Origin of the sequence: Streptomyces melanogenes (assembly GCF_014649795.1) — a bacterium.
Classification (GTDB): Bacteria; Actinomycetota; Actinomycetes; order Streptomycetales; family Streptomycetaceae; genus Streptomyces; species Streptomyces noboritoensis.
On the sequence record NZ_BMTS01000018.1, the window covers coordinates 135581 to 156374 of the forward strand.

Annotated in this window: 19 protein-coding genes; 4 read left to right on the forward strand and 15 right to left on the reverse strand. The window is 72.8% G+C overall.

Features of this window, described 5'->3' with window-relative positions:
- Window positions 1-35 precede the first annotated feature (35 nt).
- Window positions 36-1229 carry an epoxide hydrolase family protein gene (locus IE252_RS32005; RefSeq protein WP_190092926.1) on the forward strand — a complete coding sequence of 398 codons (1194 nt, stop codon included), beginning with the start codon at window positions 36-38 and terminating at the stop codon, window positions 1227-1229.
- A 54-nt stretch (window positions 1230-1283) separates the two neighbouring features.
- Window positions 1284-1829, forward strand: coding sequence for a GNAT family N-acetyltransferase (locus tag IE252_RS32010; protein ID WP_190092927.1), 546 nt, complete (start codon window positions 1284-1286; stop codon window positions 1827-1829).
- A gap of 9 nt (window positions 1830-1838) precedes the next feature.
- Here the strand turns inward: IE252_RS32010 and IE252_RS32015 are convergent, their stop codons facing one another.
- The 8 genes from IE252_RS32015 to IE252_RS32050 are packed head-to-tail and all read right to left on the reverse strand — an operon-like array spanning window position 1839 to window position 9664.
- The gene (locus IE252_RS32015) at window positions 1839-3131 is read right to left on the reverse strand and encodes an NADase-type glycan-binding domain-containing protein (protein WP_190092928.1); all 1293 of its coding nucleotides are present in this window, start codon (window positions 3129-3131) and stop codon (window positions 1839-1841) included.
- Complete coding sequence (locus IE252_RS32020; protein WP_190092929.1) at window positions 3128-3694, reverse strand: phage tail protein; 567 nt, start codon at window positions 3692-3694, stop codon at window positions 3128-3130. Before IE252_RS32020 ends, IE252_RS32015 begins: the two co-directional genes overlap by 4 nt.
- Entirely contained in the window at window positions 3691-5658 is a 1968-nt protein-coding gene (locus tag IE252_RS32025) for a putative baseplate assembly protein (protein WP_190092930.1), read from the reverse strand. The genes IE252_RS32020 and IE252_RS32025 overlap by 4 nt, the downstream gene beginning before the upstream one ends.
- The gene (locus IE252_RS32030; RefSeq protein ID WP_190092931.1) at window positions 5658-6128 is read right to left on the reverse strand and encodes a GPW/gp25 family protein; all 471 of its coding nucleotides are present in this window, start codon (window positions 6126-6128) and stop codon (window positions 5658-5660) included. The genes IE252_RS32025 and IE252_RS32030 overlap by 1 nt, the downstream gene beginning before the upstream one ends.
- Window positions 6129-6171: 43 nt before the next feature.
- Entirely contained in the window at window positions 6172-8082 is a 1911-nt protein-coding gene (locus IE252_RS32035; RefSeq protein WP_190092932.1) for a VgrG-related protein, read from the reverse strand.
- Window positions 8082-8819, reverse strand: a complete 738-nt coding sequence (locus IE252_RS32040; protein ID WP_190092933.1) for a CIS tube protein — start codon at window positions 8817-8819, stop codon at window positions 8082-8084. The genes IE252_RS32035 and IE252_RS32040 overlap by 1 nt, the downstream gene beginning before the upstream one ends.
- Before the next feature lie 47 nt (window positions 8820-8866).
- Entirely contained in the window at window positions 8867-9289 is a 423-nt protein-coding gene (locus IE252_RS32045) for a phage tail protein (RefSeq protein ID WP_101386351.1), read from the reverse strand.
- Between the two features lie 60 nt (window positions 9290-9349).
- A complete protein-coding gene (locus IE252_RS32050; RefSeq protein WP_190092934.1) occupies window positions 9350-9664 on the reverse strand; it encodes a hypothetical protein in 315 nt (104 codons plus the stop codon).
- A gap of 2296 nt (window positions 9665-11960) precedes the next feature.
- Between IE252_RS32050 and IE252_RS32055 the strand changes: the two genes are divergently transcribed.
- Window positions 11961-12416: a hypothetical protein gene (locus IE252_RS32055; RefSeq protein ID WP_190092935.1), complete on the forward strand. Its 456-nt coding sequence runs from the start codon at window positions 11961-11963 to the stop codon at window positions 12414-12416.
- A 149-nt stretch (window positions 12417-12565) separates the two neighbouring features.
- Here the strand turns inward: IE252_RS32055 and IE252_RS32060 are convergent, their stop codons facing one another.
- From IE252_RS32060 to IE252_RS32075, 4 genes are all read right to left on the reverse strand, one after another.
- Window positions 12566-12724 (reverse strand): DUF6760 family protein, encoded by a 159-nt coding sequence (locus IE252_RS32060; RefSeq protein ID WP_180357046.1) that lies wholly within the window; start codon window positions 12722-12724, stop codon window positions 12566-12568.
- Window positions 12721-13221 (reverse strand): hypothetical protein, encoded by a 501-nt coding sequence (locus IE252_RS32065; RefSeq protein ID WP_190092936.1) that lies wholly within the window; start codon window positions 13219-13221, stop codon window positions 12721-12723. Before IE252_RS32065 ends, IE252_RS32060 begins: the two co-directional genes overlap by 4 nt.
- Window positions 13221-13667 (reverse strand): phage tail protein, encoded by a 447-nt coding sequence (locus IE252_RS32070; protein WP_190092937.1) that lies wholly within the window; start codon window positions 13665-13667, stop codon window positions 13221-13223. The genes IE252_RS32065 and IE252_RS32070 overlap by 1 nt, the downstream gene beginning before the upstream one ends.
- An 85-nt stretch (window positions 13668-13752) precedes the next feature.
- On the reverse strand, window positions 13753-15369 hold the full coding sequence (locus tag IE252_RS32075; protein ID WP_190092938.1) for a phage tail sheath family protein: 1617 nt from the start codon (window positions 15367-15369) through the stop codon (window positions 13753-13755).
- Window positions 15370-15601: 232 nt separating this feature from the next.
- On the opposite strand from IE252_RS32075, the gene IE252_RS32080 reads away from it, so the two are divergent.
- Window positions 15602-17002 carry an RICIN domain-containing protein gene (locus tag IE252_RS32080; RefSeq protein WP_190092939.1) on the forward strand — a complete coding sequence of 467 codons (1401 nt, stop codon included), beginning with the start codon at window positions 15602-15604 and terminating at the stop codon, window positions 17000-17002.
- A gap of 1 nt (window position 17003) precedes the next feature.
- Here IE252_RS32080 and IE252_RS32085 read toward each other — a convergent pair whose 3' ends face one another.
- The 3 genes from IE252_RS32085 to IE252_RS32095 all read right to left on the reverse strand — a co-directional run bounded on the left by IE252_RS32085 (window position 17004) and on the right by IE252_RS32095 (window position 20553).
- The gene (locus tag IE252_RS32085; RefSeq protein ID WP_190092940.1) at window positions 17004-19040 is read right to left on the reverse strand and encodes an ATP-binding protein; all 2037 of its coding nucleotides are present in this window, start codon (window positions 19038-19040) and stop codon (window positions 17004-17006) included.
- The gene (locus tag IE252_RS32090; protein WP_190092941.1) at window positions 19037-19714 is read right to left on the reverse strand and encodes a Pvc16 family protein; all 678 of its coding nucleotides are present in this window, start codon (window positions 19712-19714) and stop codon (window positions 19037-19039) included. The genes IE252_RS32085 and IE252_RS32090 overlap by 4 nt, the downstream gene beginning before the upstream one ends.
- Before the next feature lie 164 nt (window positions 19715-19878).
- Entirely contained in the window at window positions 19879-20553 is a 675-nt protein-coding gene (locus tag IE252_RS32095; RefSeq protein ID WP_190092942.1) for a helix-turn-helix transcriptional regulator, read from the reverse strand.
- Between the last annotated feature and the right edge of the window lie 241 nt (window positions 20554-20794).

The following is a 20794-nucleotide window of genomic DNA, read 5'->3' on the forward strand; positions in this document are numbered from 1 at the left end:
TCCCCCATCGGCCCGGCCGCCTAAGCTGCGCCACCATGACGACATCTCCCGACGACAGCGACAGCATCCGGCCGTTCCGTATCTCGATTCCGGACCGCGACCTGGATGACCTGCGGCTCCGCCTCGATCTCACTCGTTGGCCCGACGAGCTGCCGGGCGCCGGGTGGGACTACGGGGTGCCGCGGGAGTATCTGCGGGAGCTGGTGCGGTATTGGCGGTATGAGTACGACTGGGGGGCGGCGGAGGCTCGGTTGAATCGGTGGCCTCAGTTCATGACCACGATCGATGGCGCGGACGTTCACTTCGCGCACATCCGCTCCCCCGAACCGGACGCCACGCCCCTGATCATCACGCACGGCTGGCCGGGATCCATCGTCGAGTTCGAGCACATCGTCGGGCCGCTGACCGACCCCCGGTCGCACGGCGGCGATCCTGCGGACGCCTTTCACCTGGTGCTGCCGAGCATCCCCGGCTTCGGGTTCTCCGGGCCCACCCGTGAGAGGGGCTGGGAGTACCAGCGCGTGGGGGCCGCTTTCGCCGAGTTGATGAGTCGTCTGGGGTATGGCCGTTACGGTGCTCAGGGTGGTGACTGGGGGTCGGCCGTCTCGCGCGAGCTCGGGCGTATCCGGCCCGACCAGGTCATCGGCGTCCATCTGAACATGATCCCCGGCGCCGGGGCGTCGGCCGAGCCGACCGACGAGGAGCTCGCCGCCCTCAGCCCGGCGGAGCGGGAGCGCACCCGGGCCTCCTGGGAACGGTTGCAGGCGTGGAGCCGCGAGAAGCAGGGGTATGCCGACCTCCAGTCCACGCGGCCGCAGACCCTCGCGTACGCACTCACCGACTCCCCCGTCGGCCAACTCGCCTGGATCGCCGAGAAGTTCAACGAGTGGACGGAGGACGGCGTCGACCGCGATCACCTCCTCACGAACGTGATGCTGTACTGGCTGACCGGGACCGCCGGCTCCTCCGGGCGTATCTACTACGAGCGCGCCCACGCGTCCTACTGGGGGCAACCGCCCGAGCCCTCGGCGGCTCCCACCGCGTACGCCGCCTTCCCGCACGAGAACTTCATCATCCTGCGCCACATCGCGGAACGCACGAACAACATCGTGCGCTGGACGGAGTTCGACCGGGGAGGCCACTTCGCCGCGATGGAAGCACCCGACCTGCTCGTCGGCGACATCCGCGCCTTCTTCCGCGATCTGCGCAGCGACGCAATCCCCGCGTGACGAGCGAGGAAGCGGGGAAACAGGCGCTTAACGTGCGCTGGCTATGGTCGACCGATGAACGGCAAGGGGAAGGGGACAGCCGTGAGTACGCACGTCCGGGCCGGTGCCGAAGACGACCTGGAAGAGTTGACCCGTATCTACAACCATTACGTCGTCTCGACCCCGATCACGTTCGACATCGAGCCGTTCACCGCCGAGCAGCGCCGGCCCTGGCTGGAGTCCCACCCCGACCACGGGCGGCACCGGCTGCTCGTGGCCGAGGAGGGTGGGAAGGTCCTCGGCTACGCGACCAGCAGCCCGTTCCGCCCGAAGCAGGCGTACGAGACGTCCGTCGAGACCAGTGTGTACGTGGCGCCCGAGCAGGTGGGGCGCGGCGTGGGCGGTCTGCTGTACGCCTCGCTCTTCGAGGTGCTTGAGCAGGAGGACGTACGGCAGGCACTCGCCGGTATCGCCCTGCCCAACGAGGCGTCGCGGCGGCTCCATCTGCGGTTCGGTTTCGAGCCCGTCGGGGTGTACCGGGAAGTCGGGCGGAAGTTCGGGAGGTTCTGGGACGTGGCCTGGTTCCAGCGGTCGCTGTCGCCAGGCCGCGTCACACCCTGATCCTTGCGGTCAGATGCTGTTCGAGCTGGAGCGGCCGAAGAACTCGACTTCCGCGATGGCTACCTGCTTGTCGCCGGTGGCCGCGTAGGCCGACTCGATCGTGAAGCGAACCTTGACGGCCTCGCCCACCCGGAACGGGCGGCGCTGGCCGCCCGCGCCCTGGTCGAGGGTGATGTCGCGGGTCGTGGTCTTTCCGTCCTTCAACGTCACCGTCGCCTTGATGCGGTGCGGCAGCGCCGACCCGTCCAGTTTGTCAGCGCGGGCCGAGACGCCCGGAGTGATGATCACGTCCAGGAGGCGGGTCGGCTCGGCGAAGGTGACTTCGAGCCACTGGCCCTGGCCGGACTCCGAGACGCCCGGACCCCACCAGGTGTTGCTCCGCTTGTCGAAGGCGAGCTGCGGCTGGTGGCCGGGGTAGGAGCGGGAGGCCCGGAAGCCGTCCGGGGCGACCGGGGCCCGCTTGGCGAAGTGGTCGCGCCCGGCCTGGACGGCGTCGGGGACGAAGATGATGGCGAGGGCGACGAGGGTCAGGGCGACAGCGGCGGCCACCCAGGTGCCGATGCGGTCGAACACGCGGCGCAGCGGCGGCCGTTCACCGGCCCAGGGGGTGTCCCGCTGCCGGTCGAAGAGACGGCGCCACCAGGGGCGGCGGCCCTGGGGCTGGGCAGCGGCGTTCTCGCCGGCGAGGGGCATCGCGCAGCGGGCGCAGAAGTGCCGGTCGGTGCGGTTGGGGGTGGCGCACCAGCGGCACGGCGGACCGTTGCCGATGTCCTCGCTGAAGCCGGGGCCGCGGACCTGCGGCCGGTCGGCGTCGGGGCGGCCGGGCAGCACGGGCGCCACGGCGGGAGGCGGGGCGGGGCTGGAGGTGTCCGGGTCGTCGACGGGGACGAGCAGGGAGCGGGCGCGGTCGCTCCCGCTCTCCGGAGAGCTGTCCGGGAAGCCGTCCGGCGCTTCGGCGTCGGTGCCGGATGCCGGTACGGGAGCCACCGGGACGGTGGGCGCGGTGTCGTGAACGGCGGGGGCGCCGGGACCGGGTGGTGTGTTCACGCCTGTGGCGGGGCGATCACCTGCGTCGGTCGTCGCGTCGGTGGTGTTCCCGTCGTCGGCGGGTGCCGGGTCCGGCAACCTCCGTGGGGCGGGCGCCGGGCCGCTGCCACGCGAGCCGGAGTGGTCGGCGGCGGCTGCGGGGCGGGCTGTCCGGGCGCCTGCCCGGTCCCAGCCGAGTACGGCGCCGCAGGAGTCGCAGAAGGACTGGCCCGGTTCCGCGCGGGTTCCGCACTCGGCGCAGTGCTGGGTGGTCATCGCTGCGGGGTCCTTTCAGCGGTGGTGACTTCGACGGTGTAGGGCATGTGGGCGGGGCGGGCCGCCGCGACGAGGGTGTCCAGGCGGTGGGTGTCGGCCGGGACGGGGTCGGGCAGCCGGAGCGTGACGTGCAGGTGCGGGCTCGGGGTGCCGGGGAACGGGCCCAAGGGGCGCGCGTTCCAGTTGGCGCCGCCGCTCTCGGTGATGTCGGGCGTCACGCCGAACACGAGGCGTATCGCCTCTTCGAGACCGCGCCGCGTGCCGCGTACGCGGTGCAGACCGGCGGCCGCGGCCACGGCGGCGCGCAGCCGCGCCTCGGGTTCGGTGCCGTCGGTCTCGGCGCCGACCCAGGTGCCGAGCCACGCGGCGAAGTCGGCGGGAGTCAGAGCGGGGTCGAAGTAGGTGTCGAGGCAGTCGAGGACGTTGAGGATGGGGGCGAGGACGTCGTCGAGCCCGGCGACGAAGCGCTGGGCGAGGTCGTCGTCGGCGAACACGGCCGGGAGCATGGCGCCGATGGGCGCGGAGGAGCCCAGGCCGTCGACGGAGCCCCTGCCGCCGCTCATGCCCCGTCCCCGATGACGCGGACGCGGTGGTCGTAGGAGAAGACGAGGGACGGGGCGTCGAGGTCGATGCGGTCGGTGGGGTCGCCGCGTTTGCCGGTGAGCGGGTCGGCGGGGTGCAGGACGACCTCGTCGACGAGTTCGACGCCGGGGACGCGCTGCAGGACGGCGAAGACCTCGCCGGACTGCACCGGGCGGCCGAAGGGCCAGCCGCGACCGTCCGCGCCGCCCGTGAGCGGGTCGAGGTGGCGGTAGAGGGCGTCGTGGGCCTGGCGGCGTACGCGGTCGGTGTCGGTGCCGCGGAAGGCGTGCACGGTGGCGACGACGGTGACGCCTTGGTAGTAGGGCGGGCCCACGGCGAGCCGGGTGCCGATGAGGCGGCGTTCGTCGAGGTGGCGGGTGATGCGGCCGAGCAGGTCGTCGCCGGGCACGAGCTGCTCGAAGCGGAGCCGGCCGCCGGGGTCGGGGACGGCCTGCGGGACGACCACGACCCGTACCGCGTAGGCGCCGTGTTCGCCCTCCTCGCCCTCCAGGCAGGTGATGCGGGCGGTCTCGGGGGCGGCGCGGCGGGCGAGCTCCTCGTAGTCGCGCAGGGTGACGGCCCGGTCCTGGGCGCGCAGGGTGATGGGCGCCCGGAGCTTGGCCTCCTGGACCGTCTCGCCGTCGACACCGCCGCGCGCCGCCTCGCGGTTGACGACTTCGGCGACGTACGGGATCGAGGTGCGCAGCACCTGGACCGCGCCGCGGGCCACGTTCCCGGACCGGCCGCCGCCGGTGCGGTAGCGGCGGGCGCGGACGACGGCGCCCTTGGCGGCGACGGCTCCGTACTGGCGCAGGGTGCCGTCGGCTTCGCGGACGGCGGGGCCGAAGGCGATCTCGCCGGTGGCGGCGTCCAGGGTGATGTGCCGGTCGTCGGGGCGCGAGGCGGCGAAGTGCGGGACGACCTTCCAGTCCTGCCAGTCCTGCCAGCCGTCGTGCGCGGCGGTCTGGAGCAGCAGGGGCGGGTCGTCGGAGACGACGGGGGTGTGGGTCAGGCGCAGGCGCTGTCCGGGCAGGCCGGTGGACTCACCGAGGGCCTCGTCGTACACCGTCTCGGCGTGTACGGCGCGGGTGGTGGCGCCGATGGTGTAGGCCTCGGCGGAGCGGATGGTGGGCGTGGTCGTGTAGAAGGGCTGGCCGTGCCGGGGGTCGGTGACGCGGCAGCGCACCCAGCCGGCCTCCTGGCCGCCGGTGCGGGACAGGACGTGGCCGCCTGGGACGTGGAGCACGATGTCGCCGGGCCGGTTGAGGCCGCCGGTGCCGTCGCGGTCGACCTCGCAGGCCCGCCAGCCGTCCTCGGTCCACGCCTCCCACACCAGCGGCGGCTGACGGGGGTCGACGCCGACGCCGTCGACGCGGCTGTCGAGTTCGAGCGCGAGGGCGCAGTGCGGGACGGCCGCGGTGAGACCCAGGAGCAGGCAGTCGCCGGGGCGGGGCGACTCGGCGAAGCACGCCAGGTCCTTGCCCTCGACGAGGTCGGAGGTGCGGTCGGCGACGGGCTCGCCGCGGTGCTGGACCACGAGGCGGTCCAGCGAGCACGGGACGACGGTCAGATCGCGCTCGGTGGCGAAGACGACGGCCTCGTCGCGTTCGGTGCGCGTGGTGGAGACCTCGGTGCCCATCGGCACGGAGATGGGCTCCTCCTGCGGTGCGGACAGCCAGAAGGTGACGTCGGTACGGGCCGCGCCCGGCGGGAACAGCGTGATGCCGACCAGGTCCAGGAAGGCCAGGTGGTTCTTCTCCGGGACCCGGTTGAGGCGGTAGACGATCTGGTCGGCCATGTGCGCGACCGTCTCGATGAGGGTGACGCCGGGGTCCGAGACGTTGTGGTCGGTCCACTCGGGGGCGCGCTGCTGGATGTAGCGCTTGGCGTCGTCGACGAACTGCTGGAAGCGGCGGTCGTCGAGGTTGGGCGAGGGCAGGGACATCAGTGTTCGCTTTCGGGGAGGGTGCCGGGGCCGGCCGGTCCGCCGGGACCGTCCGAGGGACCCGGCACTCCGGGCTCCTCGTGGGAGGGGATGACGTAGAACGGGAAGACGAGGCTGCGCGGGTTGTTGGTGCCGCGGATCGAGTAGCGGACGTCGATGTACAGCACGCTCTGCTCGGCGCCGGCGGTGACCTCCACGTCATGGACCTCGATGCGCGGCTCCCAGCGGTCGAGGCTGACCAGGACCTCGTGCTGGATGCGGCCCGCGGTCTGCTCGTTGACCGGCGCGAAGACCAGGTCGTGGATGGCGCAGCCGAACTCGGGGCGCATCGGCCGCTCCCCGGGCGAGGTGGCCAGCACCAGCCGGATGGCCTCCTCGACCTCGCGCTCACCGCTGACCAGGGCGATGCCGCCGGTGGGCCCGATGCGCAGGGGGAACGCCCAGCCGGACCCGACGAACTGCTCGGCCATCAGAGCACCACCCGTCCCTTCCAGTAGTTCACTTGAGTCCTCGTCATGCGGGGAGCGGGTACTTCCTGTTGTTGACCAAGACCAGACCGTTGAGCAGGAGCGTGCCGGCCCGGATGCCCACGTTGGCGGTGGAGTTGATCTGCACACCGGCGCCGGCGAACACCGTCGCGGCGGCACCCGCCTTGATGTCGAGGACACTCGCCGCGGACACACCCACCACACCCCCGAGGGACCTGAGGCTGACCAGACCGCTGCCCTGAATGCTGACCGAACCACCGCCGCGGATGGACACGTTGCGCTTGGCCCGCAGCGTGAGGTCGGTGCCCGCCTCGACCGACACCGAACGCCCGCCCTTGATGGTGACGGCACCCGCACTGTCCACGGTGATCTCGGTCTCGGTGCGGTCGAGGTTGATGGTCAGGTCGTCGTCACCGGTGGCGATCCGCACCCCCTGCTTGCGCCCGCCGCTCTGCTGACTGAGCAGGTCGACACGGTTGCCCTTGCGGTCGGACAGGGTGTGCCGGACGGCCCGCTTCTTCAGACCGTGGTGCAGGGGCACGTCGTTCGCCGTCGGTTTGTCGCGACCGTTGTAGAGCCCGCCGATCACGAAGGGGTGGTCCAGGGCGCCCCGGTCGAAGGCGACGAGCACCTCGTCACCCACGTCCATGGGGAAGACACCGCCGCCGCCCTTGCCCCCCAACTGCACGCTGCGCGCCCAGTCGCTGACGTACGAGTCGTCGAGCCAGGGGAAGGTGACCTTGACCCTGCCCTGCTCGAGCGGGTCCTGTACGTCGGTGACCACGGCGTTGACGACGCCGGGCAGCCGCGCCCCCGAGGCCTCCGCGCCCGTCCCGCCGGACGCCAGTCCGTACAGGGAACGCCACTGGCGTCCGCTGACGGTCACCCAGGACTCGTAGTGCTTGCCGTCGCCGAAGACGTGCCGGACCGAAGTGGCGGTGTACTTGCCCTCGAAGGGCCTGCCGACCCGGGAGAGGGCCACCGGTACGCCGGGCCGCAGCCTGGGGTTGCCCCGGACGGCCACCTCCAGTTCGGCGAACGACGAGGTGACGTCGGCGGCGAGGGCGTCGGCGGCGTGCCGGACCTCGGTCTGCTTGTCGTAGGGCACACCGGTCTCGACGAGCCGGGTGGCCTTGAACCTCTTCGCGATCCGGCCCGGGGTGGTGCCGATGCTGATGCCCGTGTCGGTGCCGACGCTCTGGGTCTCCTTGATCCTCTTCTTGGTGGTGACGTTCCAGCCGCGCGACTCGACCTTGCCCACCTGGTCGGCGGCGGTGACCGCGGCCCGCAGCCGCAGGATGTCGCGCTTGGCCCGCAGGACGAACGGGCTCGTGTCGCTGTCGGCCTGGGGCGAGGGCGCCCCGGAGGACGGCTTCGGCTTGACGAACTGGAACCGCCCCTTGGCGTCCAGCGACATGACCATCTGGTTCTCGTCGGCGAGCCGGGCGAGGAAGTCCCAGTCGGTGACGTTGGGCTGGCTGATGAACTCGTACAGCGTGTCCGTCGACTGGATCCGGCCGATCCGGACCCCGTCCTGGACGGCGAGCGTACGGGCGATGTCGGACGCCAGCTGGTTGCGGTAGGCGACGACCCGGCGCTGGCGCATCAGCCGGTGGCCGTAGTCGTAGCCGCGGATGACGGTGTAAGTGCCGGTGCCCTCGAAGTCGGCCTCCAGGCCGGTGACCTCGCCGGTCAGCAACGGGTCGCCCTTGCCCCGGCCGTCGGCGATCGGAGTCAGCACCACCTCGGTGCCGAACTGCACCTTCAGTTTGTCCAGGACCAGCCGGCCGGGGTCGCGGAAGGTGAGCCGGAACGCGGCGGGCACACCGGCCCCCTGGTCGACCCAGCCGTCGACGAGCAACGGGGCGGTGTCCGGCGGCAGTTCCTTGCCTCCGACGGTGACGTGGATGAGGGTGGAGAACGCGGGCTGCACCATCAGACGCGCACCTCCTCGGCGGCCGGCAGGACGAGTTCGGTGCCGGAGCCGAGCCGGGACGGGTCGTCGATGCCGTTCGCCTCGGCGATCGCACGCCAGACAGTGGCATCCCCGTATTCGCGCCAGGCCAGCGACGGCAGTGTGTCCCCGGCGACGACCCGGTGCACCCGACGCGCGGTGAGCGCGCCCGACGTCGGGTTCTGCCGCTTCGTCTTGGAGGGGATCTCGTGCAGCCGCATCTGGCACGTGGCGCGGATGGGAACACCCGTGGTGCCGAACAGCGTGTAGGAGGCCTCGACGGAGGAGACGTACGCGGTGAACCGGGCCGTGGAGAACGACCCCCACTCGAAGACCACCCAGGGCGGCGACGGCTGATCGGCGAACATGCTCGTGTCCGTCGTCTCGCAGCAGCTCAGCAGCGTCTCCACCTTCTTCAGGACCGTGTCGCCGGTCGGCTCGTCGGAGGAGTCGAGGAAGATCTCCAGGCTCATCTCGCGGGCCTCCGGGCCCAGGAACTCCGGTTTGGAGCCGTCCCGTACGGCGGGGGCCACCGTCACGTGCCACTGGGCGCGGCGGCTGAGGGAGAGCTGCGCGGGGTTGAAGTCGAAGTCGAACGTCTCGATCAGCCCGCCGGGCGTGGTGCTGGTGCCGAGCGGGGGCTCGTGGATGGCGAGGGTGGCGCGCACCAGGCTCTTGCCCGCGCCCTTGCCGCCCGCGCTCTTGCTGCTCTTGGCCATGCTCTCTTCCTCTGCGGTCCTGCGTCCTGTGGGCCCTGGAGCCGCCGTCAGTCGGTGAAGCCGTGGTGGGCGATCTCCAGCACCTCCGTGGCGACGGCGGGACTCGCCGGGTCGAGCGTCGGTCCCTGCCAGCTGACGGGCAGTACGTCGATCAGCCCCCAGCGGGCGACCTGCGACCCGTCCGCCCGCAGCGCCGTGATCTGGGCGGTCGGCCGCTTGATCCCCGTCTGCACGGAGGAGATCCACTTGGCGACCTTGGTGGTGTCCGGGGTGAGGGGGCGGGTCAGCCGGATGGTGGAGAACGTGACGCGGGTGGGCAGCGCCCAGACGAAGCCGTTGTTGCCGCCCTCCTGCCGGTGCTCGATCTCCACCTGGGACGACAGGCCCTGACACCCGTTGAAGTAGCCGAGGCTCTCGCCGTCGATGGCGAGGGTGAACCAGATGGTGGAGCCCGGGTCCTGACGGGGCATCGGGGTGAGCCTTTCTCTTCTGTCGTGGCCGAGGCCGTTTCGCTGGTGCGGTCCGCCCGGTCAGGGGCGGGGATCTCGGAGCCGGCCGATCCGCTCCCGGTCCATGCGCAGTTCGGTACGGACGAGGCGGGTGATCCGCCCGATGATCCGGTGCACCAGCTCGTCGAGCTGGAACTCGGTGAGCGCGCGCGGGTCGAACCCGCCCGCGGGCACCGCCGTGTACCCGGGCAGCGACTCCGCCGCCGCCGAAGACGTGGGGCCCGTTGTGTACGAGGGCAGGCCGTCGTCCGGCGTCTCGCTGTACGCCGGCAGGGGTTCGGCCGACGGGGCGTGGCCGGTCGACGAGCCGTGCAGGTGGCCCAGTGTGTCCGCCACGGCGGACGCCGCGGCGGCGGCGAGCGCGCCGATGCTCCGGCCGGCACTCCGGCCGGGCAGCCGCTGGACCGTCGGCGTCGAGGTGCTGCCCGCGGACGGCGGTGGACCCGCTGCCGGTACGGGGGCGGAGTGGAGCGGGCGAGGCGGTGCCTGCGGGGGCGGTGTGAGGCCCGTGACGGGCAACGGGGTCCGGGGGCCGGAGGCGCCGGGTGCGGATGGGCGGTGCAGGGGCACGGTTTTGGGGAGCGTGGGACGGGTGCTGGGGGCGCGCTGGACCGTTGCCGTTGGGAGGGGGCCGTGGGACGCCAGTGCAGCCGCCGGGGGCGGGGAAGGGATGTGGTGGACGGGTGGCGGGGGTGACATGGGCAGGGAGGGGATGACGCCCGGCGAAGGAGGCGACATCGGGAGGGAAGGGGCAACGCCCGGCGCAGCGAGGGGAGCGACGATGCCCGGCGAAGAGGACGGCAGCGTGCCGCTGGTGGTCGGTGTGGTGGCTCGCTGGACCGGCGCGGGTGTACCGGCGTTGGTGCTGTGGGTGCCGGGGCTCGGTGCCGTACGCCGCCTGGCGAGTGGCGCGGTGTCGGCGGGTGGGGCGGGGAGCGGGGCGCCGAGCGAAAAGCGCCGGGCCGGGGTGGAGCTGATCGCAGCCGGAGGGGTGGCGGCCGGTCCCGGGACGGGAGTCGGGGCCGGGCTCGTGGGCGAGGTGCCGGGACGGGCTGCCGGGCTTGGCGCGGGGGCGGCCGACCTCGACACGACGGGTGCGCCGAGGCCCGCACGGGCTGGCGATGTGCTGCGCTGGACTGGGTGTACGGAAGTGGAGTGCCGGGGGGCGGAGTTCCCGGTCGTCGGTCCCGGCAGGGAGCCGGCGGTGGACGGGGTGGCGCCCGGGAGCGTCGGCGGAACCGAAGGTGCCGGGGAGGCGGCGGGGCCTGTGGTCGCGCGCGTCGTGGAGCGCTGCACTGGAGGGGTTGCCGGGGCCGGGGGGACGGCGGGAGTGTCGGTGTGCCGAGTTGTACGGGACGTGGACGGAGCCGGTGTGGACGGCGTGCGGCGCGTCTGTGCCGTCTGCTCCAGGGAGGGCTGTGTCGGCTCCGGTCGGCGGCCGGGGGTTTCTGCCTGTCGCTGCACGGTGTCCTTCGCGCCGGTCGCGTGGGGCGAACGACCGCTGGCTGCGGGCTTGTTCAACGGAGACGGCTCCGCGGGCCCTTCGGCCGTGGTGCCCAGCGGGGCAGAGTCAGAGGCGGGAGCGGACTGGCTCCGGGAGCCGACAGGGTGGGCCGACGAAGGCCCGGTGCCCGACGGCCGGTTGGCGCCGGGCGCCCCTCCCCCGCCGGAGCTCGGCGCAGCCGTCTGCGGGGACACCGCCCGCTGGATCGGCGCGGACGGCATCGGCGCACGTGGGGTGCCGGAACCTGCACGGGCTGAGCCACTGGTGTCACGCGCCCCACGGCCCCCAGCAAGCGAGTTGCCGCCCCCGCTCTCGGCGGGCTTCGCGGGGACGGCGGCCGGGCGGTCGGTCGTACGGTCGGCTCGGGGCGCGTGCGCCGGGCGATCGGCAGAGTCGGCCATGGGCCCGCTCGTCGACATACGACGGCTCACCGGAGAGGGGCGGGAGTCGGACGGCTCCGCAGGCCCGGTCCGGGTGGTCGATGCGGGGCCCTGCGCCGAAGACGACCGTTGTACGGCCGGGTTGCCCGCCGTCGTACGGGTGTTGGGAGCAGACACCGCACCGCCGCCGGGGGCCGGACGAGCTCCGGGCTCGGTCGGCGCGGGCACCGCACGCTGCACCGGGGCCCCTGGCGACGTACTCACCCCGGGGCCGGGCGCAGCAGCCTGGCCGCCGGGCGTATGCGCGCGGGATCCCGCACCGGGGCGCGGGCCACGCACGGTCGGCGCGGAGCCACGCGAGGGCACCCCGCCCTCCACCAGGGCGCTCGGAGAAGTACGCCCCCCACCATCGCGCACAGCCCGTTCACCGGACGGATTCACGCCACGTACCGGATCAGGACCGGCCGCATCAGCAGTACGGGCTGTGACGGCAGGCCCGGGCCCCTGCCCGGACACCGCCCGCTGCACCGGCCGACCGGCCACCGCCGGGGCACCGGCGGACGAGCCCGCCGCAGGCTCGACGGGCACAGGCCTCGCCGACGCCGGGCCCGTTCGATCGTCGTCGGTAGAGGGCTGTGCCGCCGCGGAAGGTCCCGGCTCAGCCGTCGTGGCCCGGCGGGTGGCGGGCAGGGTGCGGCGCTGTACGGCCGCCGCCTCGGCCGGAGCCTTGGTCAGGGTGGGCCGGGGCGTGGGCGTGGCGGGTGCGGGTGTCGCGCGGATGCCTCCGGCGGCCCGGGGCTGCGTGCTCGCCGGTGGCGTGGGTGAACCTTCCCGCGCCGCACGCTGGATCGACCGGGCGGGGGCCGTGGGTGCGGCGCCCGCACCCGGCCCCACCGGCGTGGGTGCGGACGGCGTGCTCGCCGCCGGTACCGACCGCAGCGGCGCGACCGGCATCGGCTGGGCCACCGGAGCATGGGCACGCGAACCCAACAGGCCCGCTCGCGTGGGCTGTTCGGGCTCCGCCGGAGCGCTCGTCGCGAACGCGCCCGAGAGCATGCCGCTGCCCGCCGCCGGGTCCAGGACGGCCGGGGACGGCGCGCCGGTGAACGACGGGTTCTGCCACGTCGGCAGCCGTCCGCCGAACCCGGCGTCCACGACCCCAGCGCGCGCACCTCCCACCGCACGCTGGATCTGCGGCATCTGAGGCCAGGCCGCGACGGCCGTGGGCGCGGGCGCGTCCGGGCGCGCCGGGCCGCTGACCGGCTCCGGGCCGGAGCCCGTCGCCGCGCCCGCACTCACGACCGCACCAGAAGCGCCGGCACGGCCCCGCAGCCGGTCCAGGAATCCCACCGCTCAGCCCTCCGCCGCGCCGCGCGTCACCAGGGACGCGATCTGCTCCGTATACCTGCGGCGGTCGTGGTGCTCCAGGTCCAGGATCGCCTCCAGACTCCAGTGGAAGTGGTAGGCGACGTACGCGACCTCCTCGTGCAGCCGGTCGGTCGCGTACGTCACGATTCCCCCAGGCGGCTCCCGCCGAGTTCCACCTCGAACGGTTCCGAGCAGTGCGGGCACCGGACGGCCGCGCGGGTGTGGCCCTCGGCGTTGATCTGGCGGTAGAAGTCCTGCAGGAACGCCAGGTCGGAGGCGAACATGTTCTCCACGATCCCGTCGTGCACCATCGCCAGCGTGCCGAGCCGGGTGATGACCCGGCCGAGCAGCACCACCGACAGGTAGGCCGGGTTCTCCTGGACGCGCACGTCGCGCAGCGGGACGAGTTCGTCCCGTGCCGTGGACAGGCGCATCACCCCGTCGCGGTGCACCGTGCCGGACTCGTCGACGTATCCGCGCGGCAGCTCAAAGGGGAACTCGGTGCGCAGCTGGTCGCGTTGAGCCACATCGGCCGGTTGTTGCTCGGGGGGTGCGACGGCGGGAGCCGTCTGGGGGTAGACCTCTCCCGCCGCCGCGCTCGTGGGAGCGGCGCCCGGCGCTGTGGCCGTGGTGCGCCGCATTACTCAATGACCAGTTCTTCGAAGACGATGGTGACGGTCTCGGTCAGCGCGGCGGCCTCGCCCGCCTTCACCGCACTCGCGTCGATCTTGCTGCACCAGGCATTGCGCAGGTTGTAGCGCTTCACCGGGTTGTCCTCGAAGTCCATCAGGATGATGGAGGCGTTCTTGCGGGCCGTGGACATCCGGCCGTTGATGGAGTCGTTGATCCACTGGGTGAACGAGGACGACTGGGTCATACCGCGCACGACGGTGCACTGACCGTCCTTCTGCGTGCCCGGCAGCAGCGCGATCTCGCTCTTGCCGGTCGCGCCGTTGTTCTGCGGGTACTTGATGACGTCCTGTTCGAGGCTGAGGCCGCTGACCTCGGCGAGGTACTCGACCATCACCCCGTCGATCTGGAGCCCGAAATTGTGTGAGGTAAGGGAGTCACCCGGCTGGAGAGACATCTGTTCGCTGTCCTTCTAAAGGAAAAGGGAAGGGGGAGGGCTGACGGCGGCGGGGGCACCGGGGTGCGGTGCCTGGAGGCCCGGGCTACTCCTCCAGCTCCCCGCTGCCGCTGGAGAACTGGGCGAGCCGGAAGATCACGAACTCGGCGGGCTTGACCGGCGCGATGCCGATCTCGCACACCACCCGGCCGAGGTCGACCGACTCCGGCGGGTTGGTCTCCTCGTCGCACTTGACGTAGTACGCCTCCGAGGGGCTCTGCCCGAAGAGCGCTCCGCTGCGCCACTCGTTGACCAGGAACGCCGAGATGTTGCGGCGGATGCGCGCCCAGAGGTTGTGGTCGTTCGGTTCGAACACCACCCACTGGGTGCCGATCAGGATCGACTCCTCCAGGTAGTTGAAGTACCGGCGGATGTTCAGGTAGCGCCAGGCCGGGTCGGAGGAGAGCGTGCGGGCGCCCCACACGCGGATGCCGCGGCCGGGGAAGGCCCGGATGCAGTTGACGCCGATGGGGTTGAGGAGGTCCTGCTCGCCCCGGGTGATCTGGAGTTCGAGGTCGACGGCGCCGCGTACGACCTCGTTGGCGGGGGCCTTGTGCACACCGCGCTCGGAGTCGTTGCGGGCCCAGATGCCGGCGACATGGCCGCTCGGCGGGATCAGCCGGGACTGCCCGGAGGCCGGGTCGAAGGACTTGATCCAGGGGTAGTACAGCGCCGCGTACTTCGAGTCGTAACCGGCCGTCTCCTGGCGCCATACGCGGATCTGACGGGCGTTCTGCCCGGGCGGCGGGTCGATGATCGCGACCCGGTCCCCCATCAGTTCGCAGTGGGCGATGAGGCCGAGCTGGACAGCCTTGACGCCCTCCAGGTCGATCGCGCCGCGCTGGTAGGCGGCCATCAGGTCGGGCACGGCGACCATGGAGATCTCGTCGATGGCCTCCAGGCCGCCGAAGCCGGTGCGGTCGGCGGAGTCGCCGAGGTAGTGCGCCGGGCCGGGGTGTGCGGCCTCGTCCGGTCCGGCGTCGCGGGCCACGGCGGAGGCGGGAGCGGGAGCGGGCGGCGCGGGCAGGGTCACCGTCTGGTTCTCCGGCCGGGCCAGCTGCGCGGAGGGCGCCGTCTCCGTCACGGTGATGAGCCGGGACTGCTCCTTGACCTGCGTGACGACGTAGGAGCGGTTGCCCTTCTTGGCGCTGACGTCGAAGGTCTCGACCGGCTTGCCGCCGTCCTTGACGATCAGCCGGAACCGCTCGGCGGGGCCCTCGCCCTCGGGGTCGGCGACCTCGACGGTCAGCGGACCGTTCGCGCCGGCGGCGGTGGCCGTCACGGCGAACGTGCCGAGCTGCGCGGGCTCGGCGGCGGGCAGGGCGGCCGGGGCGGACGCGCCCGCCACCGCGGCCTGACTCGACGCCGCGCCGCGGCCGTTCCCGGCGGCGCCGTCGGCCGAGCCGCCGACCCGGACCACGTACGCGGCGGAACCGCCGTTGTTGAAGAACCCGTAGACGGAGTGCGCGAGGTAGTAGCCGTCGGAGAAGTCGCCGAAGGCCGCGACGTACTGGGTCCAGTTGGTCACCAGGGTCGGTTCGTTGAGCGGTCCGGTCGGGGCGAGGCCGACGAAGGCCGCGACCGACGTACCCACACCCTCGATCGGGCGCGAGCCACTGGCCACCTCCTCGACGTAGACGCCGGGCGACAGATAGGACGGCATGCTCTGCTCTCCTCGGGGTGCGCGACAGGACTCCCCTCACTCTCACTCGCGCGCCACCTCCGCCGAAACGGCCTGAGGGGCCGGAGCGGGGGCAGTGCGGTTGCCCCCGGCGGTGCCCCTGCGGACTCTGTCCCCGCCTGGGCCGCGAGGGCAAGCACGCAGGTGATGCCGGGCAACCCACCCTGTCCCAACGGCTCCTGACACCACGACAGAAGCCTCCTAGCATCGTCGTGTGAGCCTATGGACCTCTCTGGAACCCGCGTCCGCGACCGTCGACCCCGGCAGCACCACCCAGGTGCGGCTACGGGTGCGCAACACCGGTGACGTGGTGGACGAATACCGCTTCGAGCCCGTGGGCGGACCCGCGCCCTGGACCACGGTGGAGCCGCAGACCTTGCGCCTCTATCCGGGAACGACCGGGACGGTGGAGCTGACGTTCGCACCGCCCCGCACCCCGGACGCCACCGCCGGGCCGAACCCGTACGCGGTGCGGATCACCCCGACCGAGCACCCACAGGCGGTGACGGTTCCCGAGGGAAACCTCACCGTCACGCCGTTCAGCGAGGTGCGGGCGGAGCTCGTCCCCGTGACGGTCAAGGGGCGCTTTCGCGGACGGCCACGGCTCGCGGTCGACAACCTCGGCAACACCAAGGTGACCGCGTCGGTCAGCGGCAGCGACACCGGCGAGCACCTCACGTACGAGATCCGACCCGCCGCCGTGCAGATCGAGCCGGGCCGGGCGGCGTTTGTCGACACCGCACTCAGGCCCCGGCGGATCATCTGGTTCGGCTCCAAGGAGGAACGGCCGTTCACCCTGGCCGTACGCCGCTCCGGAGCCGAGCCCACCCAGGTGCAGGGCACCTATGTGCAGCGGGGTTTCCTGCCCCGCTGGCTGGCGACCTCCCTCGGCCTCGTCACCGCCCTCGCGATCACCTTCGTCATGCTGTGGATCGCCTACAAACCCCAGGTGCGCACCAGCGCCACCGAGCAGACCCAGCAGGCGGGCAACACCCTCCCTCCCAGCGCCGCCCCCAAGCCACTGGCCTCCCCCAGTGCCGCCGAGCCGCCCGCGAAGAAACAGCCGCCCGCCGGGGACTCCTCGGGCGGTGGCGGCTCGGCACCGTCCCAGAAGCCGGCCGGCCCGCCCCCCGTGGTGCCTGCCGAGAACATCATGCTGCGCAACACCACCACCAAGATGTGCGCCGAACTCCCCGGGCGCGACAAGGGGGAGCTCAACGGCCCGGTCCAGCAGTCGACCTGCACCGAGACGGGTGACAACCAGAACTGGAACCTCGAGGTGACGGTTCCCAAGGGGGGACCGGGCGGAGCGCCGCTGTTCCTGATCCGCAACGTCAAGGACCAGCTGTGCATGGACCTGCCCTACAACGGGGCCCAGCCCATCCGTACCGGCATCACCGAGTTCACCTGCGACGGCACGACTGGCGACAACCAGCTGTGGTGGATCGACAAGCAGGACAGCGGCGCCTACTGGATCCGTAACTTCGCCAGCAACAACAAGTGCCTGGACGTCGGGGGCTACAGCGACGGCGGTGTCGGCACCAGGCTGACGCTCTTCGACTGCAGCAACACCGACGACCAGGAGTGGCAGATCGTCCACCCCTCGAAGGGCTGAGTCACCAGCCGCCCTCCCCCGGTACCAGGCGGCCCGCCTTGCGGTATTCGCGGCGGGCCCCCTCTAGGAGGTCGGCGGCGGTCACCTCGTCCCCGCGCCCGGCGGCCAGGTACGCGGCGGAGACCACCGCGCTGCGGATCGAGCCGCCGGCCATCTCGAAGTCCCGCGCCAGCGGGGCCGGGTCGATCCCTTCGGCGTGCGGGACGTGCACCAGGCCGTGCCGCCACAGGGCCAGGCGCTGTCCGGCGTCCGGGAACGGGAAGTCGACCACCAGGTCCAGGCGCCGGGTGAACGCCTCGTCGATGTTGGCGCGCAGGTTGGTGGTGAGCAGCGCGATCCCGTCGAAGGACTCCAGCCGCTGGAGCAGGTAGGCGCTCTCCATGTTGGCGTACCGGTCGTGCGCGTCCTTCACCTCGGACCGCTTGCCGAAGACGGCGTCGGCCTCGTCGAAGAGGAGTACGGCGTCGGTGCGGTCGGCCTCGGTGAAGATGCGTTCCAGGTTCTTCTCGGTCTCGCCGACGTACTTGTCGACGATCGACGACAGCTGGACGACATAGAGGTCGAGGCCCAGGTCGGCGGCGACCACCTCCGCCGACAGCGTCTTGCCGGTGCCGGACTCGCCCGCGAACAGACCGAGGACGCCCCGGCCGCGGCCGCCGCCCGCGCTGAGCCGCCACTCGCCCAGGACACGGTCGCGGTGGCGGGCGCGCAGGGCGAGTTCGCGCAGCTGGGTGAGGGGTCCTTCGGGCAGGACGAGGTCGCGCCAGTCCACTGCGGGCCGGATCCGCCGGGCGTGCCGTTCCAGACCCGAGGCCGACTGGCGGCGGGCGGCGAGGCGGACGTGGGCGGCGGTCACCGGCGTACCGTCGAACGCCGCGAGGGCGCGGGCGGCCTGCGCGGCCCGCTGGACGCGGTCGCCGCCCAGGCGGTAGGGGGCGACGGTGGCGGCCAGGTCGAGGCCGTCGGCGTCCGTGCCGAGCGCGGCCTGCCAGGCGGGCGCTCCACCCGCCCCGCGGCCCGGAGCTTCGAGGACCAGCGGGTCGTACGGGGACCAGTGCGGGTCGTAGGGGCGGGGGTCGGTGAGCAGTACGGTCACGTCCGGCGCCTCGCTCAACGCCCGCACCAGCGCGGCGGGGTGGTCGGGAAGCCCCGGCACGACGACCGCCCGCCCGCTGAGGCGGGCCTCGCGCAGCAGCTCGGGGACGTGGTCCGCCGGGTCCGGGCAGCGCAGTGCGTCGAGGCCGGCGGCGCGCAGGGCGGTGGCGATAGCGGCCAGTCCGTCCCCCTCGCGTGGTTCGCGCAGATAGGCGATGAGCGGGCCGGTGCGCAGGCGGGCGGCCAGCCGAGTCATGAACTCCTCGGCGCCGGGGGCCGGAGGCATCGGCTCCGGCATCGGGTGCAGTCGGCCGAGGAGGGCGGCGTCCGGGGTGTCGTCGCCCAGGAGATGGCCGATCAGCCGGTCGGGCACGCGCAACGCACGGCTGAGGAAGGGACGTTCGGGGTCCTCGTCCGCCAGCAGGCCGAGGGCGCGCAGCGGCGCCGACGCATGGAGGCGGGCCCGGGCCCGCGCCGAGGACGCGGGCAGCCCGCACAGGTCGAGGGCCAGGCCCACGCTGGCGCGGCGCCGGCTCACGTCGTCGTTGAGGTAGCCGTACAGCGCCTCGAAGGTGCGGTCGACGTCCGGGGCGAGGGCGATGAGCAGGACGGTGGTGTCCCACTCGGTCAGCCCCATCCGCTCGGCCAGCCCCGACAGCCGGTCGGCGGGGCCCAGCGGCCGGACGGCTACGGGCACGGCAGCGTCGCTCTTGGTGGGCGGCCAGGTGTGCAGCAGGTGGTGCACCGCCTCGTCGGTCAGGTAGAGGCCGCGCAGCGGGTCGTCGGCCGTGGGGTCGGCGGCGGCGCGGTGCTCGACCAGCGCGGCCACCCGTTCCCGCAGGGCCGCGAGGTGGGCGAGCAGCGCCTGGGCGGGCTCGTCGTACGGGTCGGGCACGGGCGCGCCGGTGGCGGCGGCCGGTGTCTCGGCGTACCGGGCGCTCATCGCGGGTCCGGGCGGTCGGCCGCCGCGGCCTCGCGGGCGGCACGGGCGGTGGCCACCTGGTGCGGCCGGTGGGAGCGCTCGGAGGATTGCGGTGGGCCGCTGTCCGGGCCGCGCAGCCGGACCGTCGCCCCCTCGGTGACCACGGGCCCGGCGTCGTACTCGGGGTAGGCGGGGAAGGGCACGGTCACCACCAGGTCGAGGGACGGCCGGAGTTCGCCGCCCAGGGCGGACCAGATCTCGGCGAGCGAGCGGGACTCGTTCCGGGTGCCGGCCACCGTCACCGGCATCGAAAGGCCCAGCGCCCCGAGGGCTCCGGGGAGTTCGGCCGGTGGCACCAGCTCCCGCGTCAGCAGGGTCGCCAGTACGGCCGACAGCAGCCGGTGCTCGTCCTGCGGGGTCTTCGTCCAGGCCGTCACCAGGTACGAAAGCCGGAACCAGCGCGGCGGCCGGCGGCGGCGCACCACGACGTCCCGCTCGTCGCGCACCGGCATGTGGCCGCGCTGGCGCCGGTCCACGTCCTCCCGGATGTCGTAGAGGTAGGTGTTGACCACGGGGGCGTTGCGGCGGGCCGCCCAGTCGCGGGTGGGTGCGTCGAAGGACACGTCGATGCCGGAGCCGGCCAGCGCTCCGCCGCCGAGGAGGCGTTTGAGTACCTCGTCCACCTCGTGGATCACGTTCGCGCTCCCGCCATGCCGGTCCGCCGGCTCCCTCGTTCGTCGCCTTACGCCACCGATCGTGCCCCGCGCGCCGCCTCGCCCGCAGCCACGGCGGGACCGGCGGCCGGGCAGACGTCCTTGCCCGTACGGCCCGAAGTGGCCACCGGGACGTGCCCGTTCGGTCAGATGTAGCCCTCGCGCAGGGCGTAGGCGACGGCATGGGCGCGGTTGCGCAGGTGCAGCCGGGTGGTGAGGCCGTGGATCACGTTCTTCACCGTGCGTTCGGAGTAGGACAGCTTGGAGGCGATCTCCCCGGTGTCGAGTCCCTCGGCGACCAGCCGCAGCACGTCCACCTCACGGGGCTGGAGGCCCAGCGAGGGGGCGCCGACGCGGCCCGCCGCGCCCCGGTGCATGGTGCCCACCTGGCTGATGAGCCGTCCGAGCAGGTCAGCGGGCAGGTCGCCGTCGCCGCGGGCGGCGGCGAGGACCGCCTGCACGAGCCGGTGGGCGGTGGCTTCGTGCCGCCAGACGATGGCGCCGATGCCGCACCCGACGATGTCCAACAGCTCCGTCTCACGGATCGCGTCGACCACGACCACGGCCCGCGAACCCTCACTGCGCACGATCCGGCGCAGCCGGGTGAGCGCCGCCTCGTCGAGCGTGGTCTCGATCAGCAGGGCGACCGTGTCGGGACCGGGCTGCTCACGCAGCTCTATCTCGGGATGGCGGCGTAACTGGCTGACCGCTCCCTCGCGGCTGATCGGGTCCGGGGCGGTGACCGCCACCGGGACGCGTCGGCGGGCGGCGAGGCCGTCCGCGGTGTCGGGCACGGCGGCGGTCCGAAGTGAATTGAGCACCTGTCTCCCCCTGTTCACGAGCGTGCCGTACGGATTTGTCCGGCACCGGATGTCTCTTCACCCTTTGGGGCAGCGGCGGCGTGCGCAATCGTGGAGCACCACGAGGCACACCACGAGACCACGACGAAAGGCCCCGCAAACAGCGCTCCGCACCCCCTCACGTGATCGATGTCACCCTCACCATCACTCGCTTTTGCCTGTCTTATCGAGGGGGAGATCGCCTTACCGAACGTCAGGAGAC

Coding starts and splice junctions, on each gene's coding strand:
- IE252_RS32005 (WP_190092926.1), top strand. CDS start 36: ATGACGACATCTCCCGACGACAGCGACAGCATCCGGCCGTTCCGTATC.
- IE252_RS32010 (WP_190092927.1), top strand. CDS start 1,284: ATGAACGGCAAGGGGAAGGGGACAGCCGTGAGTACGCACGTCCGGGCC.
- IE252_RS32015 (WP_190092928.1), bottom strand. CDS start 3,131: ATGACCACCCAGCACTGCGCCGAGTGCGGAACCCGCGCGGAACCGGGC.
- IE252_RS32020 (WP_190092929.1), bottom strand. CDS start 3,694: ATGAGCGGCGGCAGGGGCTCCGTCGACGGCCTGGGCTCCTCCGCGCCC.
- IE252_RS32025 (WP_190092930.1), bottom strand. CDS start 5,658: ATGTCCCTGCCCTCGCCCAACCTCGACGACCGCCGCTTCCAGCAGTTC.
- IE252_RS32030 (WP_190092931.1), bottom strand. CDS start 6,128: ATGGCCGAGCAGTTCGTCGGGTCCGGCTGGGCGTTCCCCCTGCGCATC.
- IE252_RS32035 (WP_190092932.1), bottom strand. CDS start 8,082: ATGGTGCAGCCCGCGTTCTCCACCCTCATCCACGTCACCGTCGGAGGC.
- IE252_RS32040 (WP_190092933.1), bottom strand. CDS start 8,819: ATGGCCAAGAGCAGCAAGAGCGCGGGCGGCAAGGGCGCGGGCAAGAGC.
- IE252_RS32045 (WP_101386351.1), bottom strand. CDS start 9,289: ATGCCCCGTCAGGACCCGGGCTCCACCATCTGGTTCACCCTCGCCATC.
- IE252_RS32065 (WP_190092936.1), bottom strand. CDS start 13,221: ATGCGGCGCACCACGGCCACAGCGCCGGGCGCCGCTCCCACGAGCGCG.
- IE252_RS32070 (WP_190092937.1), bottom strand. CDS start 13,667: ATGTCTCTCCAGCCGGGTGACTCCCTTACCTCACACAATTTCGGGCTC.
- IE252_RS32075 (WP_190092938.1), bottom strand. CDS start 15,369: ATGCCGTCCTATCTGTCGCCCGGCGTCTACGTCGAGGAGGTGGCCAGT.
- IE252_RS32085 (WP_190092940.1), bottom strand. CDS start 19,040: ATGAGCGCCCGGTACGCCGAGACACCGGCCGCCGCCACCGGCGCGCCC.